General features: G+C 34.2%; 11 protein-coding genes. 4 read left to right on the top strand and 7 right to left on the bottom strand.

Annotated elements, in window-relative coordinates; translation table 11 throughout:
• Positions 1-148: 148 nt before the first annotated feature.
• The 4 genes from ACMHJ2_RS02990 to ACMHJ2_RS02975 are packed head-to-tail and all read left to right on the top strand — an operon-like array spanning position 149 to position 7,847.
• Entirely contained in the window at positions 149-295 is a 147-nt protein-coding gene (locus ACMHJ2_RS02990; protein ID WP_413511475.1) for a hypothetical protein, read from the top strand.
• Positions 288-6,245: a T9SS type B sorting domain-containing protein gene (locus ACMHJ2_RS02985; RefSeq protein ID WP_413511474.1), complete on the top strand. Its 5,958-nt coding sequence runs from the start codon at positions 288-290 to the stop codon at positions 6,243-6,245. The genes ACMHJ2_RS02990 and ACMHJ2_RS02985 overlap by 8 nt, the downstream gene beginning before the upstream one ends.
• 8 nt (positions 6,246-6,253) lie before the next feature.
• On the top strand, positions 6,254-7,264 hold the full coding sequence (locus ACMHJ2_RS02980) for a type IX secretion system membrane protein PorP/SprF (protein WP_413511473.1): 1,011 nt from the start codon (positions 6,254-6,256) through the stop codon (positions 7,262-7,264).
• Positions 7,265-7,313: 49 nt separating this feature from the next.
• Positions 7,314-7,847, top strand: a complete 534-nt coding sequence (locus ACMHJ2_RS02975) for a gamma carbonic anhydrase family protein (protein ID WP_413511472.1) — start codon at positions 7,314-7,316, stop codon at positions 7,845-7,847.
• A 62-nt stretch (positions 7,848-7,909) separates the two neighbouring features.
• Here the strand turns inward: ACMHJ2_RS02975 and murI are convergent, their stop codons facing one another.
• The 7 genes from murI to ACMHJ2_RS02940 form a co-directional block, all read right to left on the bottom strand.
• Positions 7,910-8,689: a glutamate racemase gene (gene murI / locus ACMHJ2_RS02970; protein ID WP_413511471.1), complete on the bottom strand. Its 780-nt coding sequence runs from the start codon at positions 8,687-8,689 to the stop codon at positions 7,910-7,912.
• A gap of 60 nt (positions 8,690-8,749) precedes the next feature.
• Positions 8,750-9,265 carry an OmpH family outer membrane protein gene (locus ACMHJ2_RS02965; protein WP_413511470.1) on the bottom strand — a complete coding sequence of 172 codons (516 nt, stop codon included), beginning with the start codon at positions 9,263-9,265 and terminating at the stop codon, positions 8,750-8,752.
• Positions 9,266-9,287: 22 nt separating this feature from the next.
• Positions 9,288-10,562: an OmpH family outer membrane protein gene (locus tag ACMHJ2_RS02960; RefSeq protein ID WP_413511469.1), complete on the bottom strand. Its 1,275-nt coding sequence runs from the start codon at positions 10,560-10,562 to the stop codon at positions 9,288-9,290.
• Positions 10,563-10,591: 29 nt separating this feature from the next.
• On the bottom strand, positions 10,592-13,258 hold the full coding sequence (locus tag ACMHJ2_RS02955) for an outer membrane protein assembly factor (RefSeq protein ID WP_413511468.1): 2,667 nt from the start codon (positions 13,256-13,258) through the stop codon (positions 10,592-10,594).
• Positions 13,259-13,269: 11 nt separating this feature from the next.
• Positions 13,270-14,010 (bottom strand): isoprenyl transferase, encoded by a 741-nt coding sequence (locus tag ACMHJ2_RS02950; RefSeq protein WP_413511467.1) that lies wholly within the window; start codon positions 14,008-14,010, stop codon positions 13,270-13,272.
• Positions 14,011-14,691 (bottom strand): DUF6089 family protein, encoded by a 681-nt coding sequence (locus ACMHJ2_RS02945; RefSeq protein ID WP_413511466.1) that lies wholly within the window; start codon positions 14,689-14,691, stop codon positions 14,011-14,013.
• Between the two features lie 135 nt (positions 14,692-14,826).
• Entirely contained in the window at positions 14,827-15,711 is an 885-nt protein-coding gene (locus ACMHJ2_RS02940) for an NAD kinase (protein ID WP_413511465.1), read from the bottom strand.

The following is a 15,711-nucleotide window of genomic DNA, read 5'->3' as shown; positions in this document are numbered from 1 at the left end:
AAAATTAACAAACTTATATTCTACGAATCTGTATATTTGGTTTTTTAAACATATAATTAACATATCATTAAGTATGAATTAACAGCGCTTGCAGAAGCGAAGTAATTCTAAATAAGAGAAGTAAGTACAATTTTTAAATTTTGCAATAATGTGTAGAGCAATTAATTATGACAAAAGTAGTTGTAGTAACTACGCGCGGAGCGATGGTTATGCGTTGAATTTTAAAACAATGTTTGATTATTTTATCAAAGAACAATCGACTTTGATCTTAATTAAAAGTGATACAGATGAGTAGAAATAATATTTATATAACGAAAAAATCAGTTATGAAACGATTTTTATTTTTCATGATTTTTCTGTTTGCACAAGTAGGTTTTGCACAGAACAATCCTGATCCCGTGCTAATTAGTAATGGTCGTACGAATATTTGTAGTGGTATTTTATATGATACAGGAGGTGTAGCTGGTAATTATTCTAGAAATGAAACAATTACAATGACTTTGTGTCCTGATACCCCTGGAGGTTCAATTCGGTTAGAATTTACAAGTTTTCTACTTGGACATGGTGCATCATTGAGTATTTTTGATGGACAAGGACCCGGTACTCACGTACCAGGAAGTCCATTTCATCGGGATAATCCTATTGCAGATGGTCGATTGATAGCAGTAGAAAATAATACAGGGTGTATGACATTGGTTTGGACTACTGACGATAATCCAACTGCCCCAGGTTTTAGTGCTGAGATTACTTGTAATAGAGGAGACTGTCAGGTTATCACGCCTAGATTATTAAGAAGTATTCCAGGTTTTGCACAAGGGGTTGAACCTGCTTGTGAAGAAGATTTAGGAGTTATTCGCGCTTGTATTGGAGAAGAAATAAAAGTATATGGAGATGCAAGTTTTTCTACTTCAGGCCAAGGAGCTAAATATAAATGGGACTTTAATAATGGAGTTATACAAAATAATAAAAATGGTGTAATAACTTATTATGAAAAAGGAGCTTACCGCGTGCGCTTTATCGTAGAAGATAATGTAGGGTGTACTAAGCTGGTCAGTTTGATTATTCAAGTTGGAGAAAATGAAGCGGATATTGATTTAAAAGCAAATAAACAGAGTTATTGTTTGGGTGAACCCATTCGATTAGAAGCGAAGGTTAATCTTAGAGAGGTTGAATTTATTCCTGAAGTTCCTGAAAGCAATCCGGTAGCTTTACCCGATGGTAATGATCCTGTAACAGGGCAACCGCGTTTCTTTTATAGTTATTTAGAGTTTAATCAATTTTGTGCGAGTTCTGTCATTGAAACACCCCAAGATATTGCTGATTTATTGGTTAGAATCACCCATACATTCATGGGAGATTTAGATATTATTTTGATTGCACCAAATGGGGCTCAAGTATCTCTTTTAATGTTTGGAGATGCACCTGCGACTAACCAGGCAGCAGATTTGGGAATTCCACAAAATATACCTGGAGTTTATAATTTTTCTGCAGATGCAGCTGAAACAATGCGCTCTATAAATTTGGGTGGAGCAGCTAGAATTCCTGATGGGACTTATTTACCAGCAAACTTACCTGCAGGCAACTCGTTTAATAATTTAATTGGAGCACCTTTAAATGGTATCTGGACGCTTCGTATTCAAGATAAGTGGGGGGGTGATTTTGGATTTTTGTTTGGATGGGATTTGGGCTTCGATGAACGCTTTGATTTACCTGATTTAACTTTTCAACCTGAAGTAGCTAGTGAACGTTGGTTACCTGCACCTGGATTAGTTGAAACAGGAACAGGATTTGCAACAGTAATTCAAAATGTACCAGGAGAATATACGTATACGTATGAAGTTGTAGATAATTTTGGGTGTACTTTTACAGAAGACATTGTAGTTGTTGTCAAAGATGTTCCAATTTTAGGTCAAATAAGAAATTTACAGTCATGTATAGATCCTGTAACAGGGAGAGTGAGTTTTAATTTGCCTGATGTAAATCCAAGTATTGGAGGGAATTATGATATTAAATATTATGCAAGTGAAGCAGATGCAAATGCAAATAGAAGTCCATTAGGAAATACGTATGCATTTAATACAACCGCTGGAAGTGCTGAAAGAACTATTTGGGTTCGAGTAACGCATAATGATACTAGTTGTGCAGTTGTAGATTCATTTAAAGTGATTGGAAAAAGATGTACGATTAATTTAGCAACCTTAGAGGACTTAATAATTTGTAGAAATTTAGATGGTACTGTTCCAAATTTAGATTTGACGGTTCAAACACCACTTGTATATTTTGGAAACCCTAATTATACAGTTACTTATTATACAAGTCTTGCTAATGCTAATAATAGAGTAGATAGAATTACTGATCCTGCAAATTATGCATTTTCTTCTACTGGAAATTCGGAGACAATCTATGTAAGAGTTGAAAATAATAGTAATGCACAAGAGTTTTCCACCACATCTTTCATGTTACTTGTAAAAGAAAGACCCGTGATTAAGCCATTGGAAACTCTATTTGCATGTTCTATCGACGATCAAAAAAGTATTGGCGCATTCAATTTAGATTTTTTTACTGCACGAATCGCTAGTGGACCTAATTTAGAAGTGAAATATTTTACTTCATTACAAGGTGCAATTGATGATAATGCTTCGGAATTAATTCGAAATTCATCAGCATACGAATCTAGAAATGGTGTTGCTGGATATAGAGTAATTGACTTAACAACAGGATGCTTCAATTATGGAACTATAACGTTAGAAGTTGTTGAGTTACCGGAGCTAGATGAAGATGTTCTCTTGAGTTCTTGTAGTTTATCAACTACAGCAAATGGTATTGGTGAGTTCAATCTAAATGTAGCTATACCTATGATATTGAATAATGGAGTTGATCCGAGAATTGAGGTTACTTTTTATCGTTCATTAGCAAATGCTACTACTGGTACTAGCCCAATCGATTTATCGAGAAACTTTGTGAATGATGTACCTTATCGTCAGACTATTTACGCAAAAGTATCATTCAATAATACGACTTGTTCGGAGATAGTTGAGGTAGATTTAGTTGTTCAACCACGAGTTTTAGTGAGTGAACGTGTGGAAGCTAAAGTTTGTGTGGAGAATATTAATAGAGAAATTATATTAGATTTGACAACCTATGAGTTGGAAATACTAAATGGTTTACCTGCGAGTGAGTATGAAATTTCATATTATATATCAAGAAATGATGCTAATCTAAAAATAAGACCTATATCAAGCCCTCAACATTATTCAAGTGTTATCTCACGAAATGTATGGGTAAGAGTAGAATCTAGGCTTACAGGTTGTTTTGGTTTGTCAAACCTTATAATTATCCCTGTTCAGGCTCCTATAATTGAATCATTACCTGCATTTTCTGTATGTGAGGATCCATCTGATTTAGGATTTGCTAATTTCAACTTATTAGATTATATGAATAGTTTCTTAAATGGACGTGCAGGATTGATTGTTTCATTTTATGCAACAGCAACTGATGCCCAGAATATAAGAAACCCTTTGAATTCAACTAATTATAGAAATATAACAGCTTACGAACAAGTTATTTATGTTCGTTTTGTTTCAGAGAATGGATGTGCAACAATAAAACCGTTAACTTTAAAAGCAGCTCCAGCTCCTGTGCTTAACATACCAGCTGAACCTGTGGGCATTTGTAGTGTAACAAATAATGGAATTGCTACCTTTGATTTGCTTGCCTTAGTAACAGATTTGCAAAATGGAAATCCTAGTGTTATTGTAAATTTCTTTGAAACAGAAGAAAATGCAATTAACAATATTGATAGAATTCCCGTTCCAAGAGCATACACTAACTTAAATCCAGGAGGGGCAACAATTTATGTTAGAGGTGAATTAAGAGGAGGATGTTTTGTAGTTAAACCATTAGAATTGATAGTTATTTCATCACCAGTTTTGCCAATTAATATTGATGATTTAGTATTGTGTTCAAATGATGTGTTAGAGGATTTTGCTCATTTTGATTTAACAGTTCAAGATAGTGTTATTAAAAATGCACAAACGGATCCAAATAATACCGCACAAAATTTAGAAGTGAAGTATTTCTTAAGTGAGGTGAATGCAAATGCAAATGTTAGTGCTATTTCTATTCCAACTGATTTTGTTAATACTTCTAGTAATCAAGTTATTTGGTACAGAGTTTATAATAAGAGATCAAGTTGTTATGCAGTTGGAAGTTTTAAATTGATAGTAAACAAGCCTTTAGCATTAAACCAACCTACGGATATTCAACTTTGTCAACCTCAGTTGCCAAACAATGGTAAAGCAGTTTTTGATTTAACGATTCGTGAAATTGATATTTTGGGTAGACCGATTGATCGCGTTACTATTAAATATTATGAAAATCAGACCGATGCAAAACAAGATAGAAATGCAATTCCTAATCCAAGAACTTATACAAACAGAAGCAATCCACAAACAATTTGGGTTGGTGTAACAAGTTTTAATGGATGTAGAAGTTTTGTATCTATGGTGATAAGAGTTAACCCAATACCGGATGTTAATTTTAACCCTAGACCAATCCATAGTTGTATGTTTGATATTGCTACTAGTACAGCAAGATTTGATTTAACTAGTAGAGAATATGAAATTGGGAATCAATCTACGGGATATTACTTTGAATATTTTAATACTAGAGTAGGAGCAGAAACGCAAGATCGCAATGATGAGATTTTATTTCCAGCAGCTTTTGTAAGTGTTACTACTACAGTTTATTTGCGCATTGCAGTGGGGAAAAATGCACCGTGTTTTGTTATTGTTCCGCTAAATATTATTGTAGATGAATTACCTAGATTTGATGATATTACTTTCCTTCATTGTTTAGAAAACTCAACAGGATTCTCGACTTTTAATTTATTAGAGAAAACAGATGAAATTTTAAACGGAAGAGATGGTAGAGACTATGATATTTATTTTTATGTAAGAAAAGATGATGCTGACCTAGGTAATATTGGATCAGCTATTCCAGCAGACTATATTTATTCAAATGTTCAGGTTGGCACACAAACGATTTGGGTGCGTGTTGTAAGTAAACTAACGGGATGTGTTTATGTTGGACCTATGAAGTTAGTAGTTGAGGAAAAAGTATTTGCATTTGATATTGATCTTGCTGATAAAACAAGAATAGAAAAATGTGCAACACCGACTGGAGTTACTGGATTTGCTAATTTTGATCTTACATTATTTACAGATGAGATCAAGGGAACACAACGTATTCCTGCTGCTGACCTTAGTGTTACTTATTATTACAATAATGTTGCTATTCCAGTAGCAAATTTAGCACAGTTTAGATTACCAATCGGTACCCATGAAATTGTTGCTATTGTTAAACAAGTTAAAGCCGGTTTTGTGTTTTTATGTGAAGATGAAATTCGCTTTACACTTACTGTATTTGAATCTCCAGTGGCTCCAATCTTGACTGGGTCAATACTTTGTGTGGATTATAATACAGGTAAGTTAGTTGATGCATATACAATTGATTCAGGTTATAAAGCGACTGAGTATGATTTCCAATGGGAATATCGTACACCTGCTGGGGCATTTGTAGCAATTCCTGGAGCAACGAAGTCTTATTATGTAGTTGAAGATATTACAAGAGGAAATGTATTTAGAGTAAAAGTAAATTACAAAGGGCAAATTTGTTCAACCAATAGTGCGAACGTAACACTTACTTTTGTAGAAGAAATTGAAATTAAAGTTCTTGGTGCAGATTCAAAAGGTGTTATTGGTGCTTTAGATGGAGAAGAAAGAATTTCTATTGTAATTGAAGCTCCAACCAACTCTAGTGTTTTCGAATACGCTTTAGATGAAGGTGCTTATCAAGACTCAAGAGTGTTCTATGATGTAGCAAATGGTACGCATAGAGTATGGGTGAGATACAAAGACAATCGATCAATTTGTCCACAGTATATGGATGTGTTTATTTTAGGATATCCAAAATTCTTTACTCCAAACGGAGATGGATTTAATGACACATGGAATATTCCAACCTTAAAAGGTCATCCTGAAGCAGTGATTTATATCTATGATAGATATGGTAAATTGTTAACACAGTTAAGCCCTGCTAAAGACGGATGGGATGGAACATTCAATGGAAAACCAATGCCATCTACAGATTACTGGTTTACGGTTGAATATTTAGAAGATGCAAGAAATGCAAATCAAGTGCCTCGAAAAGTTCAGTTTAAAGGACATTTCTCATTAAAACGATAATTTAGGATATGAAGATATTTAAGAAAAGATATTTGGCAGTTGCGTTATTAGTTACTCAAATGGGTAATGCGCAAGACGGTGGATTACCTATCTATTCGGATTATTTATCTGATAACTATTATTTGATTCACCCAGCAATGGCCGGGTTAAAAAATAGTACACAGATACGAGGAGCTATAAGACAACAATGGGGTGGCACAGATGATGCCCCTCGAACTAATATGTTAACTGCTAATACCCGAATTGGTGAAAAATCGGGTATTGGTATCATCGCTTTCAGTGATAAGAATGGATACCATTCGGAAACGGGTGCGAAGTTGACCTATGCACATCATATTACATTTAGTGAATCGCGTTATGAGCTAAATATGTTATCTTTTGGTATGAGTGCTGGTTTTTCTCGTATTACGTTAGATGAAACGGAATTCGGATCTGTTTATGACCCTACATTAAGTGGGGGATTAGAAGTGAAGGATAGCTATTTCACCGTTGATTTTGGAGCCGCTTACCACAACGAAAACTTTTTCTCGATGTTTACGGTAAAGAATGCCGTAACCAGTAAAAGAGAATTGTATACAGATGTTGAAAGTGATAACTTCCGTCGCTATTTATTAGGTGCGGGTTATACGTTTGGTAATGCAAAGTTTAATGGAGGTTGGATGTATGAACCTTCACTTTTACTTCAGTATGTGGAGCAAACCGAACTCAAATTAGTAGATGTAAATATGAAAGTGTATAAAACTTTTGAAGAGTCGAAAGTATGGGCAGGAGTGTCTTATAGACGCGACTTCGATAATGCAGAATACACCAAAGGAGGTACAGACAAAAAACAAGCCCTTCAAAGTATTAGTCCCTTAGTTGGAGGGAAATATAAAGGGTTTAGTTTAACTTATACCTACACGCATAATATAGGAAATAATACATTTAACAAAGGAGGTTTTCACCTATTTACTTTAGGAGTAGATCTTTTTGCAAAACGCAGTTCGTTAGATTGTAATTGTCCTAACTTACATGATTAAAAAAAAGTCCCGATATTTATCGGGACTTTTTTTTTAAAATAATTGGTTTATGATATTAAAAGAAATTAGAGGGAAATATCCGCAGATAGAAGCGGATTGCTATATAGCAGAAAATGCTACGATTGTTGGAGATGTTACAATTGGTAAAGCTTGCAGTATTTGGTTTAATGCTGTTTTACGTGGGGATGTAAATTCCATAACGATTGGAGATAAAGTAAATATTCAAGACGGCGCTGTTATTCATTGTACGTATGAAAAACACCCAACAGTAATCGGTAATAATGTGTCTATAGGGCATAATGCGATGGTACACGGTTGTATTATTCACGACAATGTTTTAGTGGGAATGGGAGCTATTGTGATGGATAATTGTGTGGTTCACAGTAATACTATTATTGCTGCGGGTGCCGTAGTTACACAAAATACTGTGATTGAATCAGGTAGTATTTACGCAGGTGTACCCGCAAAGAAAGTGAAAGATATAAATGCTTCAAATTTTGCTGGTGAGATAGAACGCATAGCCAATAACTATGTGATGTATTCAAGCTGGTTTAAAGAAGAGGAAAACAAAGAAGTTGAATAGATAGAAGTAAACAATAAGAAATGCCCCAATAAGTCTTTAACTCATTGGGGCATTTCTTATTTCTAGAATTGAATTTTTTCAACAGAGTAAGGAATAGGTACAAAACTTTGTAAAACCGTAGGATCTACATTGGTGTAAAAGATAGATTCACCTAGGGTATCCCTATCGTTTAATAAATTACTTTGCTGTAAAACCTTAAGCGTGTGTTTGGCAACGGCTTCACCCGAATCTATAATTAGTATATCCTGAGGTATAATTGTTTGGATGATGGGCTTGAGATAGGGATAATGTGTACAACCTAATACAAGGGTATCCATACCTTGTTCTACCATGGGTAATAAGTACATGCTCAGGAGGTCTTTTATCTCTTGAGAATGGAGCTGACCTGATTCAATAAGTGTGACTAGATTATAGCCTATTTGCTCAATTATTTTGATGTTTGGGTATAACTTTAGTTTAGCCGTAAATAAGTCGCTTGTAATCGTTCCTTTGGTAGCTAAAACACCTATTATGGAAGTCTTTGTAAGGATTGAGGCAGGTTTAATAGCAGGTTCGATGCCTATAATAGGAATCGTAAAAGAAGCTCTTAACTCTGTAATTGCATTAGTCGTTGCGGTATTGCAAGCAACCACAACTAGTTTACAGCCCTGATCAACTAAATAGTTGACATTTTTATAAGATAGGCCAATGATAGCTTCTTTGGTTTGCGTCCCATAAGGCGCATTCTTTTGATCTGCTAAAAAGATTGTATTTTCATGAGGCATTAATCGATGGATTTCATGCCATATTGTAGTTCCACCTATACCAGAATCAAATAGTCCAATTGGATTTGTATTTTTCATAAGTAGAACAAAAATAAAAAAGTCCGTTTAAAAAACGGACTTTTTATCGAATTATAAAAATTATTTAATACCTAATTCTTTTTTTACATCAGCAACTAAGTTTGTACCGTCAGCTAATAAAACACCAGAACCCATTGACGAATCCAATACATATTGAATTCCTTGAGCACGAGCTACTTTTTGAATAGCAGTTCTTGCTTTCTCAAAAATAGGTTGTGTTAAATCAACTTCTTTCTTTTGTAATTCTTGAGAAGCAGTTGTTTGGAATTGTTGAATTCTTTGTAATAGACTTTCAACTTCTTTTTGTCTTTCTTCATTTACTACATCTCCTACAGTTGCAGCTTCAGTTTGATATTTTTGGGCTTTAGTTTGGTATTCAGATACCATTGTCCCATATTCTTTTTGATATTTTTCGCTTAATGTTTTTAACTCTGCCTCAGCTGATTTCATAGCAGGCATTTCTGTAATCAAAGCTTGAACATCGATATGCGCAACTTTAGTTTGTGCTGTTGCTGTAGTTAAGCTAACGCCAAAAAATAGTACTGCTGCAATCAATAAGGATTTCATTTTTTTCATTGTATTCGTTTTTTATATTATTTTACTTGTTACTTTTTGCGGCTTCAATTTGTTTTTTCATTTCTTCTTGTTCTTGAAGCATTTTATTGCGTTTCTCTTCTTGTTCTCGTTGAACGCGTTGTTTGATCTCGTTTTGTTTACGCTGCGTTTCTTCTATTTGTTTGTGACGTTGTTCTAGCGCCTCTTTTTTCTTTTTATCAAGTTCTTCTCTGCGTTTTTGTTCAGCAGCTTGTTTCTCAGCTATTAACTTCTCAAGATTTTCATTCTTGGTGTTCTTTTGCTGTTGCTCAGCTTCTTCGCGTCGTCTTTCTTTTTCTTCTTTTTCTTTTCTTTCTCTTTCGGCTTTTGCTTTTTCCGCATCCGCTTGCTGTTGTTTGATTTGATTTTCTCTATCAACTTGCAGCTGGTCGCGTTTATTTTTATCGTCTTTTTTCTTTTGCTCGAGCTCTTCCTGCTTTTGTAATAGAGCTTGTTTTTGCGCTTCGATTTTTTCTTGTCTTACACGCTCTGCCTCAGCTCTCTTTTCTTCTAACTCTTTTATTTTCTCCTCTTGTTGACGTTTGAGCGAATCTTCTTTGCTGATTTGATCGTGAACTACAGGTGTTTCTTGCTGTTTTGTTTTTTCCTCTTTTTGTTCTTGACGCATTTGACGTTCAGCATCCTGTCTTCTTCTTTGTTGTTCTTCTCGTCTGCTTTGTCTTAGAGAAATAGCATCTTCTTCTTTTTCTTCTTTTTCTACTGCTTCAACTTGTTCCGCTGTCATATTTTGTTTTCTGCGAGCAGAAGTCATACGACGAATCACTAAATTACTAATATCATATCTTTTATCTGCAATTAACATAGTAGTTTCTGCATTTTTATCTAAGACATAATCGTATTTCCTCGCTTCAGCAATATCTTGTACCATCGCAAATACTTGATCTTGGATGGGTTTAGCTAAACTTATCTTTTGAGAAAAGTAATCTCCATCTGTGCCAAAATATTTTTGTTGATATTTTAAAAGATCGTCTTCAAGAGAACTAATATCCTCTTCTTTTTCATTAATCAAATCACGAGTTAGCAAAATTCTTTCATTTGCTAAATCCGTTTTGAGCTTTTTTATCTCTCCCTTTTTTTTGTCAATTTCTTGTTTCCAACCTTCTGCTCGTGTCGATAATTGGGCACTTGCTTCTGTGTATTCAGGCACATGTTGCAAAATAAGTTCCATATCTATATAGGCAACTCGTGCTGATCCTCCTTGTGCAAAAGAAAAGGAATATCCAAAAATACAGATTAAAAAAATAAAAAGATACCTCATAAATTGTTAAATTTTAGCAAAGTGTATCACTAAAACTGTTGCCCAAGGATAAAGTGCGTTTCCCAACCATTCTTTTGTGTCATTCCTGGAGGTGCATCAAATCCATAACCAAAGTCAATACCCAATAGACCAAACATAGGCATAATCACGCGAACACCTAATCCAGCAGATCGTTTTAAATCAAATGGACTGTAATTCTTAAATGAATCGTATGCTGCTCCTGCTTCTGCAAATGATAATACATATACAGAGGCACTTGGTTTTAGTGTAATAGGATAACGTAATTCTAGGGTGAATTTATTGTATATCGTCCCTCCAATTTGTTCTCCAAAGTTATTTATTGGTGTAAGAGCTTGGTTTTTATACCCTCTTAATTGAACAACTTCACGTCCATCCAAAGAGAAATTTACCAATCCATCTCCTCCAACGTAGAAACGCTCGAAAGGAACTACACCACGGTTGCTGTTATAAGCACCCATATAACCGAATTCTCCTACCGTTCTAAATACTAATTTATCAAAAATTGTGGTATACCAATCTCCTTTGAACTTTAATTTATAGTATTCTAACCAATTGAATTTTTTCTGATCGACTTTACTTGCATCTGCCGTTGCATCTTGCCAATTGCTAACAGGTTGTCCACCAGCATTTAAGTAGGTGCCTTCAGGAATTAGCAATCCAGTATTTGGATCCGTTTGCCCTGCTTTAGATTTATATTTATATTCTTCTTGATTAGCTAAATTCTTGTAATCTACATTGTTGAATAATGAGTAAGGTGGAGTAAATTTTCCACTGATACTAAAAAATGAACCGAAAGTAGGGAAGTTAGGATCCATACCGCGATTATCTCTCGTTAATTCAATTTGATAAGCTAAGTTTCTTGAAGAACCATCACCAAACGTAAAAAGTCCAGTGTTGTAGTTTTTCATATCATAGTATTGGAAACTAAGGGTATGTGATAACACAAAATTATCATCAGGAACACTTAATTGTTTAGCTACTCCTAATTGAAGGGTTGTAATATCAAAACCTCTACTGCGGTCAGTTCTTCTATTGTAGTAATCGTATAAGTTTTGTTTACTATACGCAATCGTACCAAATAAATTTACCGGTTTCTTTTTGCCTAACCAAGGTTCAGAAAAACTCAAACTATAGGTTTGGAAATACGAACTTCCTTGTAAACGCAAAGACAAAGATTGACCATCTCCCATAGGGAAAGGGTGATAGGCTTTCTTATTGAAAATATTTCGCAAAGAGAAGTTGTTAAATGACAGCCCTAAGGTTCCGATAAAACCTCCACCGCCATAACCTCCTTGAAGCTCAACTTGACTCGAACCTTTTTCTGCTACAGACCATTCAACATCTACAGTTCCTGAAGAGGGATCTGGATTTAGAATATCCGGTACAATGGCTTGTGCATCAAAAATATTTAATTGACCTAATCTTCGCATTGTTTCCATTACCATCGCCTTACTCCAGATTTCTCCAGGACGAGTTCTTAGGGTACGATGGATAACATGATCATGCGTATATTCATTTCCGCGAACGGTTATGTTATTGAAACGAGCAATAGGTCCTTCTGTAATTCGAATCTCAAAATCAATCGTGTCATTCGCTGTTTTTACTTCAACAGGCGTAATATTAGAGAATAAATAACCATTATTTTGGTACTGATTCGTTAAATCATAGGCATCTGGATTAGAAGAATCTTGGATGCGTTTATTTAATAATACACCATTGTAAACTTCTCCTTTATCAATTCCTAGAACATTTTTAAGTTGGTTGTTCGTATAAACGGTATTTCCAATAAAGCGAATATCACCAATGTAGTATTTATTTCCTTCTTCTACATCAATGTTAATAGCTATGCGATTGGTTTTCGGGTTATAAGCCGTTGTGTCCGCAATTACACGTGCATCTCTATATCCTTTTTCTTTGTATTTATCCACTAAATGAAGTAAATCTTCTTCATATTTAGCTTGGATGAATTTAGAAGGTTTGAAAATACGTAAAGGATTAAAAGGACTGCGTTTTTTCGTGTCTTTTAAAGCCTTTTTTAATTGTTTATTGGTCAATTGTTTATTTCCATCAAAAGTAATATCCGAAATACGTACTTTTTTTCCTTTATCAATTCCAACAATTAAATCTACATACCTGCCAGTTGAATCGGTAGGAACTGTATTTAACGTGATTTTAGTATTGTAAAATCCGTCTTTTTTGTATTTGTTTAAAAGATAATATTTAGTAGTAGAAAGCAAGTTTTCATTGACAATTTTTCCTTTTGTCAATTTAGCATCTTTGATAGCTGTTTCCGATTTAGCTTTTTTGAATCCTTTTACTTTCGCTGAATTTAAACGAGGTAATTCATTTAGAGAAAGCTCTAAGTTGATGGTATCGTTTACAACAGATGTTTCGTAGATATTAATATCCTTAAAAAAACCAAGCTTCCAAAGTTTTTTTAAAGCATCGGAAATCTCTTCTCCAGGAACAGAAATTTTTTGACCTTTATTCAAACCTGTAAAAGTTACAACCGTTTGCGGATTGTAATTGATTTTACCTGTTACTTTTATATCTCCTAAAATGTATGTTTTAGGGGTTTCTAAAGAAGGAATGTAGTCCCCTTGTTGTGCTTGAGCACTGCTACAAATTAGACCTGCAATAAACAGGGCAAAAAGTGAGATGCCTTTTTGAAACATTATTTTCGTTTTTATTTAATTTGTTCACTTGTTTTTCCATATCTTCTCTCTCTATTTTGGTATGATAGAATAGAACGATAGAGCTCGTCTTCAGAGAAGTCTGGCCATAATACTTCTGTAAAATATAATTCAGCATAAGCGATTTGCCAAAGTAAAAAATTACTAATCCTTTGCTCACCACTTGTGCGAATTAACAAATCAACATCAGGCATATTATGCGTGTAAAGATGCTCATTAATAATTGATTCGTCAATATTGTCTTCTGAAATTATATTATTTTTAACTTTAATAGAAATTTCCTTAATTGCATGTATTATTTCTGCTCTAGAGCCATAACTTAGTGCTAAAGTAACAGTCATCCTTTTGTTTTCTTTCGTTTTGTCAATTGCATCTGCCAAATTTTGACGAACTTTTTCTGGAAGTAATTCGAGATTTCCAATTGCATTTAACGCGATATCGTTTTCAATAAAAGTCGGTATTTCTTTAGCCAATGCCTTTACTAATAATTCCATTAGCTTATCTACTTCATATTTGGGTCTATTCCAATTTTCAGTAGAAAAAGCGTATAACGTCAAATAATTAATTCCTAATTCTCCACATTCAGTAATCGTTGTTCTAAGAGACTTTACACCATTTTCATGACCAATTGTTCTTAAAAAACCTCTTTTCTTTGCCCATCTACCATTGCCATCCATGATAATTGCAATATGCTTTGGTAGACAGCTCTTATTAATTTGTTCTTTCAATTTCATTTAATCTGCGCAATAACAAGGATTATGTCCAAAAGTATAACTTATCGTAAGCCCCGAATAAAGGAACCAATCATTTCCATTTTTCCCAAAGCGATAACGCTCTAAATTGGAAGAGGATGGATGACTACCATCTAAATTATTCGAAAAACTATACGTTGCAGTTACTTCTGCATTAATATTTATTTGAGGATTTAATCTAATTTTCATACCTGCACCAAAAGGAATAGCAGCATTGTATTTTTTGTCCCCTTTTATAAGTTTTTTATTTCTGAAATATAAATCTGAATAGCGAATTCCAGATATACCCGCATATAAATAAGGCGTCATAGCAAAATTTGTTTGATGCAAATCGAATTCAAAAAAATTGAATTCGAGACCCAAGCTCAATTGCTGAAGGGTATTGTCAAAACTTAAACCTCGTTCTTTTCTACTTTCAACAGAGGAATCTAAATCATTTCCCGTTAGTTTTTGTTGACTAAAACTTATGCGATAGGAATGTCGTGGACTTTTATTCCATCTGTAAAAAACTGTATAACCTATATTCTTTGGATTGATAAACTGGGTAGATCCAATATCTCCTACATAGTTTGTACCGCCTAAACCAACACCTACCTCATGAATCTGAGCGTGTGCTAAAGGTATACTAAGCAGTAAGATAAAAGTTATAAAGGCTTTTTTCATTTTGTTAAAATAATTCACAAATATAGTAATAATGAGCTCTCTTTGTTCGAAAAAAAAGAATTTGTTCTAGCAAATTCAAACAAAAAAAGGTATTAAATAATAAATGTAATAAAAAAAAGAATGGCATATCTTTTTTTAATTGCGTTTATCTTCACCCCAAAGTAGTTTATTACGCAGGGTTTTAATAAAACTCTGCTGCGGGAATTCAACTAAATTAATCGTAAAGGGTGCTCTTGAAATAGTAACTTCTGTTTCGTTGTTTACCGCTTGTGTACTGCTATCTACAGAAAGTAAAAACTGACTCTCACGGGCATTTACTTTTAGCTTGATGGTCAAATTATCTCGAATAACTAGCGGGCGAACATTTAGATTATGCGGCGCTAAGGGAGTAATAACAAAGCACCCAGTCTCTGGTTCTATGATTGGACCTCCGCAACTCAAAGAATAACCCGTAGAACCCGAAGGAGTCGAAATAATCAACCCATCTGCCCAATAGGTTGCCAAATATTCATTGTCTAAATACGTCTCAACGGTAATCATTGAAGTTGTGTTCTTTCTCGAAACCGTGATGTCATTTAAGGCGAAATTAATATCAAAGTTCGAATTTGATACCGGATCACAAGCAAAAGTTAACAAAGCTCTTCGAGATAATTTATAGGTGTTTTTAAATAGATGCGGTAAATGTTGTTCAATAGTGTCTTCTTGAATATTCGCCAAGAATCCCAATCGACCTGCATTTATTCCTACAATAGGTATATTTTTATCTTTAATAAAATTTGCAGCTCTTAACATCGTACCATCCCCACCAATACTAATGAAAAAGTCAACATCAGAGGGCAATTCATTCGCCGTATTAAAGGTTTGATAGGTAGTTGGAAGAATACTTATTTCGTTTAAAAGGTCGTAAAAGCTACTTTCAAATATAATAACGGGAGTATAGTCATCAAAAACTTTTAAAAGTCGATGAACGATTTGTTGTACAATGGTTTTGTTGGTTTGCCCGTAAATTGCAAATTTCAT

It is taken from the genome of Myroides odoratus, from assembly GCF_965118575.1.
Taxonomy (GTDB): Bacteria; Bacteroidota; Bacteroidia; order Flavobacteriales; family Flavobacteriaceae; genus Flavobacterium; species Flavobacterium odoratum_B.
Note: the sequence above shows the minus strand (reverse complement) of the source record. Positions and strands in the feature narration are given on the sequence as shown.

Coding starts and splice junctions, on each gene's coding strand:
- ACMHJ2_RS02990 (WP_413511475.1), top strand. CDS start 149: ATGTGTAGAGCAATTAATTATGACAAAAGTAGTTGTAGTAACTACGCG.
- ACMHJ2_RS02985 (WP_413511474.1), top strand. CDS start 288: ATGAGTAGAAATAATATTTATATAACGAAAAAATCAGTTATGAAACGA.
- ACMHJ2_RS02980 (WP_413511473.1), top strand. CDS start 6,254: ATGAAGATATTTAAGAAAAGATATTTGGCAGTTGCGTTATTAGTTACT.
- ACMHJ2_RS02975 (WP_413511472.1), top strand. CDS start 7,314: ATGATATTAAAAGAAATTAGAGGGAAATATCCGCAGATAGAAGCGGAT.
- murI (WP_413511471.1), bottom strand. CDS start 8,689: ATGAAAAATACAAATCCAATTGGACTATTTGATTCTGGTATAGGTGGA.
- ACMHJ2_RS02965 (WP_413511470.1), bottom strand. CDS start 9,265: ATGAAAAAAATGAAATCCTTATTGATTGCAGCAGTACTATTTTTTGGC.
- ACMHJ2_RS02960 (WP_413511469.1), bottom strand. CDS start 10,562: ATGAGGTATCTTTTTATTTTTTTAATCTGTATTTTTGGATATTCCTTT.
- ACMHJ2_RS02955 (WP_413511468.1), bottom strand. CDS start 13,258: ATGTTTCAAAAAGGCATCTCACTTTTTGCCCTGTTTATTGCAGGTCTA.
- ACMHJ2_RS02950 (WP_413511467.1), bottom strand. CDS start 14,010: ATGAAATTGAAAGAACAAATTAATAAGAGCTGTCTACCAAAGCATATT.
- ACMHJ2_RS02945 (WP_413511466.1), bottom strand. CDS start 14,691: ATGAAAAAAGCCTTTATAACTTTTATCTTACTGCTTAGTATACCTTTA.
- ACMHJ2_RS02940 (WP_413511465.1), bottom strand. CDS start 15,711: ATGAAATTTGCAATTTACGGGCAAACCAACAAAACCATTGTACAACAA.